The organism is Ruegeria sp. HKCCA5491 (genome assembly GCF_013034565.1).
Lineage (GTDB): Bacteria > Pseudomonadota > Alphaproteobacteria > Rhodobacterales > Rhodobacteraceae > Ruegeria.
This window is the reverse complement of the sequence record NZ_WQGG01000003.1, coordinates 233,836-248,807: the sequence shown is the minus strand read 5'-3', so window position 1 is coordinate 248,807 and position 14,972 is coordinate 233,836. Positions and strand designations below refer to the sequence as shown.

Annotated in this window: 15 protein-coding genes; 10 read left to right on the top strand and 5 right to left on the bottom strand. The window is 58.6% G+C overall.

The annotated features are described in order from the left end of the window. Window positions 1-13 precede the first annotated feature (13 nt). Entirely contained in the window at window positions 14-1,102 is a 1,089-nt protein-coding gene (locus GOV88_RS06880; protein WP_171239945.1) for a CaiB/BaiF CoA-transferase family protein, read from the bottom strand. 123 nt (window positions 1,103-1,225) lie between these two features. Between GOV88_RS06880 and GOV88_RS06875 the strand changes: the two genes are divergently transcribed. The 7 genes from GOV88_RS06875 to uvrC all read left to right on the top strand — a co-directional run bounded on the left by GOV88_RS06875 (window position 1,226) and on the right by uvrC (window position 9,287). Then, entirely contained in the window at window positions 1,226-2,491 is a 1,266-nt protein-coding gene (locus GOV88_RS06875; RefSeq protein ID WP_171124285.1) for a TAXI family TRAP transporter solute-binding subunit, read from the top strand. Between the two features lie 100 nt (window positions 2,492-2,591). Next, a complete protein-coding gene (locus tag GOV88_RS06870) occupies window positions 2,592-3,521 on the top strand; it encodes an ABC transporter ATP-binding protein (RefSeq protein WP_171211708.1) in 930 nt (309 codons plus the stop codon). Beyond that, on the top strand, window positions 3,518-4,279 hold the full coding sequence (locus GOV88_RS06865) for an ABC transporter permease (protein WP_171124289.1): 762 nt from the start codon (window positions 3,518-3,520) through the stop codon (window positions 4,277-4,279). The genes GOV88_RS06870 and GOV88_RS06865 overlap by 4 nt, the downstream gene beginning before the upstream one ends. Before the next feature lie 113 nt (window positions 4,280-4,392). Then, window positions 4,393-5,190, top strand: a complete 798-nt coding sequence (locus GOV88_RS06860) for a S49 family peptidase (protein ID WP_171239944.1) — start codon at window positions 4,393-4,395, stop codon at window positions 5,188-5,190. A gap of 168 nt (window positions 5,191-5,358) precedes the next feature. Next, window positions 5,359-6,321, top strand: a complete 963-nt coding sequence (locus GOV88_RS06855) for a calcium/sodium antiporter (RefSeq protein WP_171122759.1) — start codon at window positions 5,359-5,361, stop codon at window positions 6,319-6,321. A 21-nt stretch (window positions 6,322-6,342) separates the two neighbouring features. Continuing rightward, entirely contained in the window at window positions 6,343-7,122 is a 780-nt protein-coding gene (locus GOV88_RS06850; RefSeq protein ID WP_171239943.1) for an SDR family oxidoreductase, read from the top strand. A gap of 290 nt (window positions 7,123-7,412) precedes the next feature. After that, on the top strand, window positions 7,413-9,287 hold the full coding sequence (gene uvrC / locus GOV88_RS06845) for an excinuclease ABC subunit UvrC (protein ID WP_171239969.1): 1,875 nt from the start codon (window positions 7,413-7,415) through the stop codon (window positions 9,285-9,287). Here uvrC and GOV88_RS06840 read toward each other — a convergent pair. After that, window positions 9,284-10,168, bottom strand: a complete 885-nt coding sequence (locus GOV88_RS06840; protein WP_171239942.1) for a DMT family transporter — start codon at window positions 10,166-10,168, stop codon at window positions 9,284-9,286. The two genes, uvrC and GOV88_RS06840, sit on opposite strands and share 4 nt — an antisense overlap. 170 nt (window positions 10,169-10,338) lie before the next feature. Between GOV88_RS06840 and pgsA the strand changes: the two genes are divergently transcribed. The 3 genes from pgsA to GOV88_RS06825 are packed head-to-tail and all read left to right on the top strand — an operon-like array spanning window position 10,339 to window position 11,703. Next, window positions 10,339-11,007 (top strand): CDP-diacylglycerol--glycerol-3-phosphate 3-phosphatidyltransferase, encoded by a 669-nt coding sequence (gene pgsA / locus GOV88_RS06835; protein WP_171122753.1) that lies wholly within the window; start codon window positions 10,339-10,341, stop codon window positions 11,005-11,007. A 3-nt stretch (window positions 11,008-11,010) separates the two neighbouring features. Beyond that, entirely contained in the window at window positions 11,011-11,256 is a 246-nt protein-coding gene (gene moaD / locus GOV88_RS06830) for a molybdopterin converting factor subunit 1 (RefSeq protein WP_142635267.1), read from the top strand. Window positions 11,257-11,259: 3 nt separating this feature from the next. Beyond that, complete coding sequence (locus GOV88_RS06825) at window positions 11,260-11,703, top strand: molybdenum cofactor biosynthesis protein MoaE (protein WP_171124299.1); 444 nt, start codon at window positions 11,260-11,262, stop codon at window positions 11,701-11,703. 1 nt (window position 11,704) lies between these two features. On the opposite strand, the gene GOV88_RS06820 is transcribed toward GOV88_RS06825, so the two are convergent. From GOV88_RS06820 to ubiA, 3 genes are all read right to left on the bottom strand, one after another. Continuing rightward, window positions 11,705-12,025 (bottom strand): hypothetical protein, encoded by a 321-nt coding sequence (locus GOV88_RS06820; protein ID WP_170387322.1) that lies wholly within the window; start codon window positions 12,023-12,025, stop codon window positions 11,705-11,707. 1 nt (window position 12,026) lies between these two features. Next, entirely contained in the window at window positions 12,027-13,937 is a 1,911-nt protein-coding gene (locus GOV88_RS06815; RefSeq protein WP_171239941.1) for an OmpA family protein, read from the bottom strand. Between the two features lie 65 nt (window positions 13,938-14,002). Next, window positions 14,003-14,965 (bottom strand): 4-hydroxybenzoate octaprenyltransferase, encoded by a 963-nt coding sequence (gene ubiA / locus GOV88_RS06810; protein ID WP_171239940.1) that lies wholly within the window; start codon window positions 14,963-14,965, stop codon window positions 14,003-14,005. Between the last annotated feature and the right edge of the window lie 7 nt (window positions 14,966-14,972).

Sequence of the window (14,972 nt, the reverse complement as noted above, 5' to 3'; positions counted from 1 at the left end):
GTGAAGGGGCGGATCAGCGCTTTGGGTTGAGTTCGTCCAGAATTTCCGAACGGTGTTCGCCGCGCAATGGGCTGGGCTTAGGTTGCCATGCGTGGTTTGAAAAGCGCGGCGCGGCGGCGGCCTGGAGGGTTCCGTCGATGTTCTGCCATGTCTGGCGCGCGTTGTTCATGGGATGGGAATGTGCCTGTTCGGGGCTAAGCGCGGGGGCGACGCAGGCGTCGGTGTCGTAGAAAAGCATCGCCCAATGATCGCGGGGGTGTCGAGAGAAGATTTCGGATAGGCGCGCGGTGAGCAGTGGCCACAGTTTTGGGTCGTATTGTTTAGTGAAGTCAGGATCCTGTGACAGGCCCAATTTATTGAGGAACTCAGCGTAGAATTTTGGCTCGAGGCATTGCACCGTAATGAACCCTCCGTCGGCGCAACTATAGGTGCGGCTCCAGTGGGGGCCGTCCAGCAGGCTATGGCCGCGTGTTTCCGACAGGTTGCCGGTTTGACGCATGCTCATGAGCAGGTTCATCATATGCGCCGAGCCGTCATAGATGGCGGCATCGACGACGGTACCCTGACCTGTGCGCTGTGCATTGATCAGGCCAGCCATTATGCCTGCGATAAGGTACATCGCGCCGCCCCCGATATCGCCCACCAATGTTGCCGGTGTCTGTGGGGGTTGCCCTGCTGCCGAGGCGTACCAGAGCGCGCCGGACATCGCGATATAGTTCAGGTCGTGGCCCGCCCTGTCCGAAAGGGGGCTGTCCTGCCCCCAGCCCGTCATGCGGCCATAGACCAGTTTGGGGTTGAGGGAGTGGCAGGTTTCGGGTCCGAGGCCGAGTTTTTCCATCACGCCGGGGCGGAAGCCTTCGATCAGTGCGTCGGCTGACGAAATCAGGCGCAAGGCGATCTCAAGATCGGCGTCATCCTTGAGGTTCAGGTCTATGGACCGTTTGCCGCGATCCAGCACGGAACTCTCAGGTATTCCGGGGGTGGTGGGCTGGCCCTTGCGATGGATGGTTATGACATCTGCGCCCAGGTCGGCCAGCATCATGGCCGCGAACGGGCCGGGGCCCAAGCCCTCGACTTCGATGATCCGGATTCCGTTCAGCATTGTGGCCCTCCTTTTCAGGCAGGGTTTCGAGGCTTTGCGGGAATTGCAAGGCCGGATTCTGATGGCTTGCAAGATGGTTACGTGACCACTAGCGTTTCCAGCGGGGATTGGAGAGAGGCTCGGATGCGGTTGTGGATCCTTTTCGGGAGCGTTCTTGCGCTGGCGGTTCTCGCCGGTGTTCTGTCGCGCCTGCATCCCCCTGGAACCATCGTATTGGCTGCGGGTCCCGCGGGTGGGGCCTATGAAACCGTAGCGCAGGACTATGCAGACATATTGGCGCGGGATGGCATCCGGCTTGAAATACTCGAGACGGCCGGATCGGTAGAGAATGCTGATCTGCTGAATAATGGCGAGGTGGATGCCGCTTTTCTGCAAGGTGGAATCAAGGTTGACCCAAACAGAGCCGAAGCTGTCGGTGCCGTATTCTTTGAGCCTGTTGTTTTTCTGGTGAACAAAGACGCGGCCATCCCGCGCAATCCTGCCCTTTGGTCCGGTTTGCGGATCAACAGTGGCGCACCAGGGTCAGGAACGGCGGCGGCGTTTCGTGATCTTGAACGGGCCGTGGGGCTGGCCGAGGACGCAAACGAACATTTCTCAATACCTTATGCCGAAGCTGCGGCTGCCCTGCTTGCGGGTGAACTGGATATCGCAGTCTATGTGGCCCCGATAGAAGCGCCCTATCTCAAGGCGGCCTATGAATCTCCGGGGCTGCGGGTGTTGGACCTGGCCCATGTACAGGCAATTTCCAGACGCCTGACCTATGCGACGGTGGTATCAGTGCCGGCCGGGGGAATGTCTTTGGACCCTGTGCTGCCGCCACGCGCTGTTGAGTTGGTCGCGATCGAGGCACGGTTGGTCGTGCGACCCGATCTGCATCCGGCTTTGGTCAACCGTCTGACGATGGCAGCGATCGAGTTGCACCAGGCAAGGGGCATTATCTCGGACCCGGGCGTTTTCCCGAACATTGACGGCACCGGCCTGAATGTCAGCAATACCGCGCGCCAATTGATCCTTGATGGCCCGTCCACCTGGCATAACTGGCTGCCTTATTGGATTGCCGCGCAGATCAACCGGGTTTTGCTGCTGTTGTTGCCGTTCTTTTTTATCGTGGTTCCGTTGATGCGGCTGCTGCCCTTTGCCTATGCCTACGCGATGCGCTGGCGTGTTTGGCAACATTACCCCGAAATCCGCGATATCGAGCTGGAATTGGCCAATGACCCAAGCGACGCCGAGTTGGACATGATGCAGGCGCATTTGAGTGAACTGGATGAGCGTCTGGCTGCGCTGCGGTTGCCGGCTGCTTATCGGCAGGGGCAATACGACGCTCGGTTGCACGTTGAGTTGATCCAGAAGCGAATAGCCGAATTGCGCAATGCCGGACCCGCTTGAGGCTGTTGGCGCGTACAAAAATGCGCAGGACCCTGTGCGGAATGGGCCTGTTCTGTGTCGGTTCGCCGGGGTAATGTCCCCGCCAGAACGGGGAAAGTGAATGACACCAATTCTGTCCATCAGGGACTTGCGCAAATCCTATGCCGACGGTTTCGAGGCGCTGAAGGGCGTCTCATTGGATATTGAAGAAGGTGAGATTCTTGCGCTGCTGGGGCCAAACGGAGCGGGCAAGACGACCCTGATTTCAACCGTTTGCGGGATCACGACCCCGACTTCCGGGTCGGTGACGGTAGGCGGGCATGATATCCAGACCGATTTTCGGGCCGCCCGTCGAATGATTGGGCTGGTTCCGCAAGAGATTGCGTTGGAGCCATTCGAGAAAGTTTGGAATACGGTGCGGTTTTCGCGCGGGTTGTTCGGGTATGGTGCTGACAATTCTCGGATCGAGGAAATCCTGCGCAAGCTGTCCTTGTGGGACAAGCGCAAGAACGCGATCAAGGAATTGTCAGGCGGCATGAAGCGCCGCGTTCTGATCGCCAAGGCACTGGCGCATGAACCGCGGGTGTTGTTTCTGGACGAGCCCACAGCCGGTGTTGATGTTGAGCTGCGCAAAGACATGTGGGAGATCGTGGCCGAGCTGAAACAGGCAGGCGTCACCATCATTCTGACGACGCATTACATTGAAGAAGCCGAGGCCATCGCTGACCGCGTGGGGGTCATCGACAAGGGTGAATTGCTGCTGGTTCAGGACAAGAACACGCTTATGGCCCAGATGGGCAAGAAGCAGATCGAGGTCATGCTGACAGAACCCATTCAATCCATTCCCAAAGCCCTGGCCGAGCACAACCTGACTTTGAACGGAAACGGTGATGTGCTGATCTATACTTATGATATCCACGCCGACCGGACAGGCATCACCACCTTGCTGAATGACGTGGCCCAGGCGGGGTTGGTGTTGCGCGATGTACAGACCCGTCAGTCGAGCCTTGAGGAAATTTTTGTTAATCTAGTGTCCGGAGCCCCCGCATGAACTGGTCCGCCGTCGCCGCCATCTACCGGTTCGAAATGGCCCGGTTCTTTCGAACACTGGCGCAGAGCTTTCTGTCTCCGGTCCTGTCGACTTCGTTGTATTTCGTGGTTTTTGGCACCGCAATCGGCAGCCGTATCCAAGAGATCGAGGGCGTATCTTATGGTGCGTTCATCGTACCGGGGCTTATCATGCTGTCGGTAGTGATGCTGTCGATCTCGAACGCGTCCTTTGGGATTTATTTTCCCAAGTTTCTAGGCACGATATACGAACTGCTATCCGCCCCCGTGAACTTTATCGAGATTGTGATCGGCTACGTCGGAGCCGCCGCGACAAAGGCACTGTTCGTGGGGGTGGTGATCCTGATTACCGCCACGTTCTTTGTGGATCTAAGGATCGAACACCCTTTTGCGATGGTGTGGTTTCTGGTTCTGACCTGTCTCAGCTTTTCGCTGCTGGGGTTCATAATAGGCATCTGGGCCAGCAATTTTGAACAGATGTCACTGGTCCCACAATTGGTGGTGACGCCTCTTATCTTTCTGGGTGGTACGTTCTATTCGATTTCGATGCTGCCTCCAGTGTGGCAGACAATCACCCTGTTCAACCCGGTGGTTTATCTGATTTCCGGGTTCCGCTGGTCCTTCTATGGGCTTGCCGATGTTCCCATTGGGTTCAGCCTTTTGGCAATTTTGGTGTTCACCGGCATCTGTCTGGGCATCATCGGGTGGATTTTCAAAACAGGCTGGCGCATTCGCAGCTAGGCGATCCGTGGCGTTGCATTTTTGCCCGTCATGTGTGTGAATCTGGTTCACGTCGCGTTTTAGGCCCCAGCGGTCCCTTGTTTACCGGTTGGCTGCACTCTACATCGGCATCCATGAAACTCAGCCTGCCGTTTCTCAAAAAACAACCCAGCGTCGCTGTCGTGCGATTGTCCGGTGCCATCGGAATAGCCGGACGTGCGTCGATGTCTGATACTTCGCTTGCCCCGGTACTTGAGAAAGCCTTTCGCAAGGGAAAACCCTCTGCGGTGGCGCTTGAAATTAACTCGCCCGGAGGGTCACCGGTTCAAAGCTCGTTGATTGGCGCCCGCATACGGCGGCTGTCTGACGAACTGAATGTGCCGGTCATTGCATTTGTCGAGGATGTTGCAGCCTCGGGCGGGTACTGGCTGGCAGCGGCAGCCGATGAAATCTATGCAGACGACAGTTCGGTTCTTGGCTCGATCGGGGTGATCTCGTCCGGGTTCGGGGCGCATGTGTTGCTGAAACGTCAGGGAATTGAACGTCGTGTCCACACGGCCGGGCAGTCAAAGTCCATGCTGGACCCGTTCTCTCCGGAAAAGAAAGAGGATGTCGCGCGGCTCGAAAGATTGCTGGCCGATATTCACGACAATTTCATCACCCATGTAAAAAACCGCCGGGGCGCAAAGTTGGATGAGAACGAGGACCTGTTCACCGGCGAGGTCTGGTTAGCCCGGCGCGCGCGGGAATTGGGGCTGATCGACGGTATCGCCCATCTTAAGCCAAAGATGCAGGAGCGTTTCGGCGACAAGGTAAAGTTCCGTCGATACGGCCTTCGCAAACCGCTGTGGTCTCGGTTCGGGGCGTCACTGGCCCAGGATGCGATTGCCGGCCTTGAGGAGCGCGCGGCCTACGCGCGTTTCGGTTTGTAACGTGATTATCAAGATCGTAACCCTTTTTCTGATTGCTATGGGTGTCCTAGCCATGTTCGGGAAACTGCGCTTTCCGGGACAGCAGAGGTTGCAGTCTTCAAGATGCCCGCGCTGCGGGCGGTTTAGGATCGGCAAAGGTCCTTGCGCCTGCGAAAAAGGAGGCCGTACATGACGGCATGGCTGCTTTCCGGCCTCGGGCTGCTGATCCTGCTGTTGGCGGGTGATGCGCTGGTGCGTGGTGCGGTGAACCTGAGCCTGCGTCTGGGCGTGCCCGCGCTGATCGTCAGTCTGACAATCGTGGCCTTTGGCACCTCGGCCCCCGAACTGCTGATTGCCATCAGCGCCATCAAGGAAAATGCGCCGGGGATCGCGCTGGGGAATGTGGTGGGGTCGAACACGGCCAATATCCTTTTGGTGCTGGGTCTGCCTGCGCTTTTGGCGACGCTGCACACCAGTGAATGCGACAGCCGCAAGAACTATGTCTTCATGTTGCTGGCCTCAGTTCTTTTCATCGGACTGGCCTTCTGTGGCATATTCAATTTGTACAGCGGTGCGATCCTGTTGGCCGCGCTTGGTCTTGTTCTGTGGAATGCGTTCCGCGAGGCCCACGCTCACCGCAAGGCCTGCGGCGAAGCCTGCGCCGACGATGAAGAGCTTGACGGGCTGGAAGAAGCCGACCCGGACATGCCTTATTGGAAGATCTCGATCTATTTGGTTCTGGGTCTGATCGGGTTGCCGATGGGGGCGCATCTGCTGGTGGATAATGCGACCGTCATCGCACGCACCTATGGCGTCAGCGAAACCGTGATCGGCCTGACATTGGTCGCGGTCGGGACCTCGCTGCCGGAATTGGCAACGACTGTCATGGCCGCCCTGCGCCGTCAGGCGGACGTTGCGTTAGGCAATGTGATCGGCTCGAACATGTTCAACCTGCTGGCCATCGTGGGCATCGCCACACTGGTCGGGCCTATTCCGGTTGATCAGGAATTCCTGCGGTTCGATCTGTGGGTCATGTTGGGCGCGTCGCTGTTGCTGATCCCGTTTGTGTTCTTCAAAAAAGACATCACGCGTGGGTGGGGACTGTTATTGACTCTGCTCTATGCGGTCTACGTCATCTCTTTATTGGCGTGACTTGATTAAGAGGGAGTACGTATGACCCGAGCGTTGGTAACCGGTGCAGGAATCCGCCTTGGCCGAGCCATGGCCTTGTACCTTGCCCAACGCGGGTATGATGTTGCTGTGCATTACGCGACTTCTGCCGATCCTGCCGCCGAGGTTGTATCCGAGGTTCAGGCCATGGGTCGCAAGGCTATCGCATTGCAGGCCGAACTGCTGGACGAGGCGCAGGTCCAGACGGTTTTGCCGCGCGCGGCTGAGGCTTTGGGCGGGCCAATTACCTGTTTGGTCAACAACGCCTCGATCTTTGAATATGATAACATCCATACGGCGACCCGTGAAAGCTGGGATCGGCATCTGGACAGTAATCTGCGCGCGCCCTTCGTTCTGACACAGGCAATGGCAGAGCAGGATCTGGAACCGGATACCGACGATGCGGGAGAGCCCGTGGCAGTTGGCCTGATCGTCAACATGGTTGATATGCGTGTCCGTAAACTGACGCCCGAGTTCATGTCCTACACCATTGCCAAGATGGGTCTTTGGGCGCTGACCCGCACGGCGGCGCAGGCCCTAACCCCCGCGATCCGCGTCAACGCGATCGGCCCCGGCCCGACGATGCAGGGCCACAGGCAAAGCGAAGATCACTTCAAGGCGCAGCGCGCTAATACCGTGCTTGAACGCGGCGCGAACCCATCTGATATCACCGCTGCGCTGGGATATTTTCTGGACGCGCATGCCGTGACCGGGCAGTTACTATGCGTCGATGGCGGGCAGCATCTTGGATGGCAAACTCCGGATGTTTTGGGGGTTGAATAGGCATCTTTGCCTCAAGTTTTGCACCGCTCGCATTTCCGTTACTTGCGCGTTACAAAATTGTCTTTTTTTTCATACACTTGCCATGTGTATGAAAAAATTACATTTAAAAACAGATAGTTAACATGACGCCTATTTTTTGTGCAAATCAAGGAATCCTTAATGAATCAAGGGAAAATCGAGACCCTTGGAAACTTATCTTCATAGTTATCCACAGAAACCGTGGATTTGTTTTCTCTTGAATTGAGACGCTTAAGATTGCAGCCATGGTCAGGGAATCATATTTCGGACTCATGACCACCCAGAACGAATCGAACCCCGACGGCCAAGCCACTGGATACAAATGTATACAGCGTTATGTGAAAACGCTGGACAGTTCTCCGGGCGTTTACAGGATGTTGGATGCGGACAGCCGGGTTCTGTACGTGGGCAAGGCGCGGAACCTGAAGGCGCGGGTGTCGAACTATACGCGGCCCGGTCATTCGGGGCGGATCGAGAAGATGATCGCCGCGACCGCCTCGATGATGTTTCTGACCACGCGGACCGAGACCGAGGCGCTGCTGCTGGAACAGAACCTGATCAAGCAGCTCAAGCCGAAATACAATGTGCTGCTGCGCGATGATAAGAGTTTTCCGAACATTCTGGTCGCCAAGGATCATGGGTTTCCGCAAATCAAGAAGCATCGTGGGGCGAAGAAAGAAAAGGGCGCCTATTTTGGCCCCTTCGCCAGTGCGGGTGCCGTTAACCGGACGCTGAACCAGTTGCAAAAGGCGTTCTTGCTGCGCAACTGCTCGGATTCCATGTTCGATAGCCGCACGCGGCCCTGTCTGCTGTTTCAGATCAAGCGCTGTTCGGGGCCGTGCGTTGGGCTGATCTCGGAAAGCGATTACTGCGAAAGCGTCAAGGATGCCGAACGCTTTCTGTCGGGCCGGTCGACCAAGGTGCAGGAAGAACTGGCTGAACAGATGATGGCCGCCTCCGAGGCGATGGAGTTTGAACGTGCCGCCAGCCTGCGCGACCGCATTCGGGCGCTGACGCAGGTGCAGACGTCCCAGGGCATCAACCCGCGCGGCGTGGCCGAGGCGGATGTGATCGGCCTCTATATGGAGAGCGGGCAGGCTTGTGTGCAGGTGTTCTTTATCCGCGCCAACCAGAACTGGGGAAACAAGGATTTTTACCCTCGGGTGGGGGCGGATGTGTCGCCAGCCGAGGTGATGGAGGCGTTCCTTGGTCAGTTCTACGACAACAAGGAACCGCCGCGTCAGTTGATCCTGTCGGATGCGGTCGAAAACGCCGATCTGATGCAGGACGCATTGTCGGAAAAGGCCGGGCGCAAGGTGGAAATCCTTGTCCCCCAGCGCGGCGAGAAGCAGGAACTGGTCGCGGGTGCCCTGCGCAACGCGCGTGAATCACTTGCCCGCCGCATGTCGGAAAGCGCCACGCAGGCCAAGCTGTTGCGCGGCGTGGCCGAGGCGTTTGACCTGGACAGCCCGCCAAGCCGGATCGAGGTCTACGACAACAGCCATATACAGGGCACCAATGCGGTGGGCGGGATGATCGTGGCGGGCCCCGAAGGGTTCATGAAAAACGCCTATCGCAAGTTCAACATCCGTGGGGATGATCTGACCCCCGGCGACGACTTTGGCATGATGAAAGAGGTCCTAACCCGCCGCTTTACCCGCCTGTTGAAAGAAGACCCCGACCGCGACAAGGGGCATTGGCCGGACCTGTTGTTGATCGACGGTGGCGCGGGTCAGGTGAGCGCGGTGCATGAAATCATGGTCGAACATGGCGTCGAAGACATCCCGATGGTCGGTGTCGCCAAGGGCGTGGATCGCGACCACGGCAAAGAGGAATTCCACCGCATCGGCCAGCGCGCCTTTGCGCTGAAACGCAATGATCCGGTGCTGTATTTCATCCAGCGCCTGCGGGATGAGGCGCATAGATTCGCCATCGGCACCCATCGTGCGAAACGTGCCAAAGCGGTGGGGGCGACGCCTCTGGACGAAATCCCCGGCGTCGGGGCGGCGCGTAAACGCGCGTTGCTAACTCATTTCGGCAGCGCCAAGGCGGTCAGCCGGGCCAACCTGGCGGATTTGAAAGCGGTTGAGGGGATCTCAGCCGGGTTGGCGCAGAAGGTCTATGATTTCTTCCATGACAAGGGCTAGGCTCGCCGTCCGCGCCACAGGATATAGAGGCCCGAGGCCACGATCAGCGCCGACCCGATCCACATGGTCTGGTCCAGTCGCTCACCAAACATGACCACGCCCAGCCCGATCCCGAACAACAGCCGGGAATAGCGGAAGGGCGTGACGGATGAGACCTCGCCTGTGCGCATCGCCTTCATCAGCGAGGCATAGGCCAAGACGCCCACCACGATTGCGCCTGTCATGTGCAGGCTGACATGCGGGGTAAGGGGCTGCATCGGTGTCCCCTCCCAAAACCGATAGGCCAGCCCGGCGATTATGATGCAGAGGAAACCGTAGTAACCCAGCACCTCGGTCCCCAGTGAGGCGGGCGCAGCGCGGCTGGCCAGATCACGGCCCGCGAACCCCAGCATCCCCAGCACCGCAAGGATGGACAGGGGCGAAAAGCTGTCTCCGGTCGGTTGAATGATGATCACGACGCCGATCAGCCCGACCAGAATGGCGCTCCACCTCCGCCAGCCGACGGTTTCGCCAAAGACCAGCGCGGCCCCCGCGACAACGACCAGAGGCGTGGCTTGCAAGATCACCGTGGCGGATGAAAGCGGCGTCAGTGCGATGGCTAGCACATAGAACAGCCGCCCCAGAATTTCAAACACCACACGTACTTTCATGGGGCGCGACAGTACATCTTCCTGAAACAGCCGCGAGCCGCGAAGCAGGGCCACCGCCGCATAGATCACCGCGCCGCCCGCGCCAAACAGGACTAGCACCTGCCAGATCGGAATCGCCGCCGAGGCCGCCTTGATCAGCGCATCCTCAAGCGCGAACAGCGCCATTGCGGCGATCATCCACGCGCTGCCGATCAGGTTGGATCGGGGATCGGTTTGAATGTGCTGTGTCATGTTTTGCTCTGTCTGGACCGCGCGCCAATCTGACCGCAAAGCCCCCGCGCGCCAAGCCGCGCATTCGGGGTTGCGACCCTTTGACCCCGGGCGCCACAACTACCTGTGATCGGGTCAGATTTTCGATGGGCCACCTTTTATGTCCTGAACCGGCGATGTAGGGTCGGGTCATGAAGTGGAACTTGCCCAATATTCTGACCGTTCTTCGCCTGCTTGCGGCCCCCGGTCTGGCCGTGATGTTTCTGTATTTCACCCGACCCTATGCGGACTGGTTTGCCCTGATCCTGTTCCTGTCTGCCGCAATCACCGACTGGTTTGATGGCTATCTGGCGCGGGCGTGGAAACAGGAAACCAAGATTGGTGCAATGCTGGACCCGATTGCTGACAAAGCAATGGTGGTGATCGCGCTGATGATCCTTGTTGGATATTCCACCGAACACTGGACGCCGTGGCTGGTACTGCCCGCAACCGTGATCCTGTTCCGCGAGGTGTTTGTCTCGGGCCTGCGCGAATATCTGGGCGATGTGGCGGGGACGCTGAAAGTGACCAAGCTGGCCAAGTGGAAGACCACCGCGCAGATGGTTGCGATCGCTATCTTGTTTTCGCAAGGGATATTCGAGCATAACTTTGTGATGTCCACGTTCGGAATGGATCCTACGACCATTGATCAGGTTCTTACGGGACAGGTAGGTGATGTAAACAACATCCGCTGGCACCTTGAAGGGATGTTCTGGTCGGGCCGGATCGGATTGTGGCTGTTGTGGATCGCAGCGACCCTGACATTGATCACGGGCTACGACTACCTACGTAAAGCCATGCCCCATCTGAAGGAGAGTTAAGCGATGGACGTGCTGTATTTCGCCTGGGTGCGCGAGCGCATTGGCCTGCCGAAAGAGCGGGTGGAAACCGAAGCCGCGACCGTTTCCGATCTGGTCGCGGAACTTAGCGCGCGCGAGGATCGCTATGCCGCAGCCTTTGCTGATCTTTCGGCGCTGCGCGTGGCGCTCGATCAGGAGCTTTCGGACTTTGACGCGCCGCTTGCCGGGGTTCGTGAAGTCGCGTTCTTCCCTCCCATGACCGGCGGCTAATCCATGCGTATCGTGGTTCAGGAAGAGGCGTTTGATCTGGGGGCCGAAGCCAACGCCTTTGCCGCGAGTGATGCCGCAAACGGGGCGATTGTGACATTTACCGGCGTTGTCCGTGATCTGGCTGCGGCCGATTTGGATGTCATGGAGATTGAACATTATCCCGGCATGACCGAACGTGCCCTGACCAAGATCGCGGAAGAGGCGCAAAGCCGCTGGTCACTGGGTGATGTCCTTGTCATCCACCGCCACGGGCGACTGGCTCCGGGGGATCGGATCATGATGGTGGCAACCGCCGCACCGCACCGCAAGGATGCGTTCGAGGCTGCAGAATTTCTGATGGACTACCTGAAATCCCGCGCACCGTTTTGGAAAAAGGAAATCACGTCGGATGGGGCCGATTGGGTGGCCGCCAAGGACGAGGATGAAGACGCGCTGACCCGGTGGTAGGTCAGTCCGCGTTGTTGATACGGCCCCGCAGTTCCTCGGCCTCCTGACGTGCAGCGCGCAGGCCATCCATGGCTGCGGACAATTCCGCCTCGGCCTGCGTCAGTTGGTTGGTCAGTTCCGCTTCACGCTGTTGCAGGTAGGTAATCGCCTGATCGCGGGTCTCTTCGGCTTCGTGCAATTCCTGACTCATGCGGTCCAGATCGGCCACATCGCTTTGACGCACACGCGACAGGCGGTGCGCAAGCCAGTTCGCGAACCAGCCCATGCAGAATGCCGCAAACAGGATAACGGCGGTGGCGATGATAAATTCGATTCTGTTCAACTTACTGTTCCTCTGCGCCGGTATTTTCGGCTTCTGGCTGCGCGTCTTCCGAGTCGCCTGTCGTGGCTTCCATCGCCTCAAGCCCGGTTTCGGAATTGGCGACAGGTTCGGGTCGGATCAGTCGGAACTCGATCCGGCGATTTTCCTCACGGCCTTCTTCGGTGTCGTTATCTGCGATGGGCTGGGTTTCACCATAGCCGACGGCCGAATAGCTGCCGGTTGGAATCCGGCGGCCGCGCAATTCGTTCAGAATGGACTGTGCCCGCGCCTGGCTGAGTTGTTGGTTCATCTCTTCGCGGCCCTGACTGTCGGTATGGCCCTGAATCTCCATCCGGATTGGTCCGCACTCTCGCAAAATGTCGGCAATTTGGTTCACAGTATCGCGCGAGTCTGACGCAATCGTGGCCGAGCCCGGCTCGAAGGCAATTTTGGTTGCTGCCTGAATTTCCGCGATCTGCTCCTCACACATTTCGGGGTCCGGCAGCGTGTCTTCTGGTTCAGGGGGTGCTTGATAGGTGATGGACAGAGTATAGTCCTGCGCGTCCCCCAGTTTTTCGGACAGCAGACCGGCGATGCGGGCCTTGGACTCGGGATCGTGACTGATGCCGCTAAGGACGACATCATCCGGCGTTACTGTCAGAGCGCCATTGTGCAGGTGAGACAGGGCTTCGAGCCCGGCCAGCACGCGCACGGGCCAGTCTGACGGTAAATCGGGGGCAATCCGAGCGGCGGTATAAACTCGTTCATACCCAAAAGCCGCCCGTGCGAAACTGTCGACCATGTCGCGCGCCGCTTCGTCACCCAAACGGCCGCGCATCTGCACCAGACCTTCAGGGCTGCGTGTTGCGGAGAACTCTGTCGGACCTGCAGGTGCGTCTTCGGTCGGTTCCGGCAATACGGCGTGCAAGGCGAAAACACCGGGCAGAGCGGCCTCAAGCTCGCCTACGATCCTGTCAAAAAGCGCGGGATTGGTGCCTTCGGCGGCGACCAGCGTTACATCAGCATCCGAAATTGTGATTGAACCCTGACCAATTTCCGCCAGCGCGCGAATGCCCAGAGATGCAGCCTCGGGCCAGCGGGGCGATGGCACACCCAGCCCGATCGTGCAGGAATACGGACCCGTCAGACCAGCACCTTGCGCCGCTTGGATTATCGTGTCGCGCGCTTCTTCGTCTTGCGCCGAGCACGCATCAAAGGTCCCGCCGGACTCATCAATCAAATAACGCAGGGTGAAAGGCGTGATCACCGGTCTTGGGGCTGAAATGGACAGCCCGATGCGCAGGCTAGGGGGAGCTGCCCGGGTCAAGTCCTGTTCCAGTTGCTCTTTTTCCTGCTGGCTGTCTGCGATGGCCGTGATCTTGACCAGTCCGGGGCTGGCCGAGATTTTGGCGCGCGGCAGACGCGCCAGAGCCTCAACCGAATAGTTTAACGCTTCTTCCCAGCCTTTCGGCTTTGGATAGTCTGCGGTTTCCATCAGGTCCGAGACCTTGCCGCCATCCAGATTGCGAAGCCGGTCTACCAACGCGTCCCGGTCCTGGCTGGCAGGTATGAGGCCAATAACCGAAATGCCGCTGTCGTTGCGCAGGATTTCTGCGGAAAAGCGTGGTGGAGCCAACTGACGCGTCGCTTCAACCTGCATCTCGTCAATGACGCGCGACGTATCAACTTCGGTCCCAGCGGCTGTTAATGCGTTGAAACGGGCGGCCTCATCCTGTGCGGTTCCGGTCAGGATGACTCGCAGGCCGTCGGATTCAACTTCGGCCCAGTCATGGCCTTTAAGGTCCAGCGCGCGCCGCACTGCGAATTCGGATGCCTCTTCGACCTTTGTCACCGCGTAACTGGCCGCCAGCAGGGATACTCCGGCTGACACGAGGAAAATCAGGGCAACGGCGATGAAATAGGGCAGGCGCATGTGCGGGCAATCGACTCCTCGGGTGATTGAGCAGCACTCTTACAGAGGCCTGCGCCGAGGTGCAATCAGACCAGCAACGCGACGCCAAGGAAGATCAGCGGAATAAGGCCGGTGTCCCGATTGGCGCGGAACAATTGCAGCAGCTTGGCGTTGTCATCCGTGTCCAATCCGCGCAACTGCCACGCCATATGCCATCCCATCGCCCAAGGACCGAAAAGAGCCACGAACAGTGCAAGGGTCGACGCCTGTGCCGTTGCTGCGTCGATGATCGCAAGGCCCATTAACGCGACGGTTGCGACAAGGAAGTATTTCAGCCATTTCGCCGTGTTCTCACCAAGTAGACGGGCGGTGGATTTGATGCCGATCAGCTCGTCATCTTCGGCGTCCTGATGGGCATAGATCGTGTCATAGAACAACGTCCACGCGATGCCTGCCAGATACAGCGTGATTGCGGGAACGCTGACTGTTCCCGTATGCGCGGCCCAAGTCAGAAGGATGCCCCAATTGAACGCGAGGCCCAGAAACACCTGCGGCCACCAAGTGAAGCGTTTGGCGAAAGGGTAGATCGTTACAGGAAGCAGAGACAGCACGCCCATTGCTATGGCGGCCCGATTGAAGGTCAGCAGGATCATCAACGCCAAAAGGCATTGCAGCACCATCCAGAACGCAGCCTGCCGCACACTGACTTGTCCCGAAGGAATGGGTCGCGACCGGGTGCGTTCGACCTGAGCATCGAATTCTCGGTCGGTGATATCATTCCATGTGCAGCCCGCGCCCCGCATCAGGAACGCACCGATGGCACAGGCGACAGCGATCCAAAGATCTTCCAAACGCGGATTGCCGTCGCTCAGGATCGCCAGCGCCAGACCCCACCAGCAGGGGATCAGCAATAGCCATGTGCCGATGGGCCGGTCTGCACGGCTCAGGCGCAAGTATGGCCGGGCGAAAGCGGGCGCGTGTGTATCGACCCAGTTGCCGGATACCGCATCGGCGACCTGACCGTCTGGTGTTGGGGCGTTGCCTTGCATATGTAAC

What these genes read in the sequence shown, in the direction of transcription:
- GOV88_RS06860 (WP_171239944.1), top strand. Translation starts at nt 4,393, where the DNA reads ATGAAACTCAGCCTGCCGTTTCTCAAAAAACAACCCAGCGTCGCTGTC.
- GOV88_RS06865 (WP_171124289.1), top strand. Translation starts at nt 3,518, where the DNA reads ATGAACTGGTCCGCCGTCGCCGCCATCTACCGGTTCGAAATGGCCCGG.
- GOV88_RS06855 (WP_171122759.1), top strand. Translation starts at nt 5,359, where the DNA reads ATGACGGCATGGCTGCTTTCCGGCCTCGGGCTGCTGATCCTGCTGTTG.
- GOV88_RS06825 (WP_171124299.1), top strand. Translation starts at nt 11,260, where the DNA reads ATGCGTATCGTGGTTCAGGAAGAGGCGTTTGATCTGGGGGCCGAAGCC.
- GOV88_RS06815 (WP_171239941.1), bottom strand. Translation starts at nt 13,937, where the DNA reads ATGCGCCTGCCCTATTTCATCGCCGTTGCCCTGATTTTCCTCGTGTCA.
- uvrC (WP_171239969.1), top strand. Translation starts at nt 7,413, where the DNA reads ATGACCACCCAGAACGAATCGAACCCCGACGGCCAAGCCACTGGATAC.
- GOV88_RS06850 (WP_171239943.1), top strand. Translation starts at nt 6,343, where the DNA reads ATGACCCGAGCGTTGGTAACCGGTGCAGGAATCCGCCTTGGCCGAGCC.
- GOV88_RS06840 (WP_171239942.1), bottom strand. Translation starts at nt 10,168, where the DNA reads ATGACACAGCACATTCAAACCGATCCCCGATCCAACCTGATCGGCAGC.
- GOV88_RS06870 (WP_171211708.1), top strand. Translation starts at nt 2,592, where the DNA reads ATGACACCAATTCTGTCCATCAGGGACTTGCGCAAATCCTATGCCGAC.
- ubiA (WP_171239940.1), bottom strand. Translation starts at nt 14,965, where the DNA reads ATGCAAGGCAACGCCCCAACACCAGACGGTCAGGTCGCCGATGCGGTA.
- moaD (WP_142635267.1), top strand. Translation starts at nt 11,011, where the DNA reads ATGGACGTGCTGTATTTCGCCTGGGTGCGCGAGCGCATTGGCCTGCCG.
- GOV88_RS06875 (WP_171124285.1), top strand. Translation starts at nt 1,226, where the DNA reads ATGCGGTTGTGGATCCTTTTCGGGAGCGTTCTTGCGCTGGCGGTTCTC.
- GOV88_RS06880 (WP_171239945.1), bottom strand. Translation starts at nt 1,102, where the DNA reads ATGCTGAACGGAATCCGGATCATCGAAGTCGAGGGCTTGGGCCCCGGC.
- pgsA (WP_171122753.1), top strand. Translation starts at nt 10,339, where the DNA reads ATGAAGTGGAACTTGCCCAATATTCTGACCGTTCTTCGCCTGCTTGCG.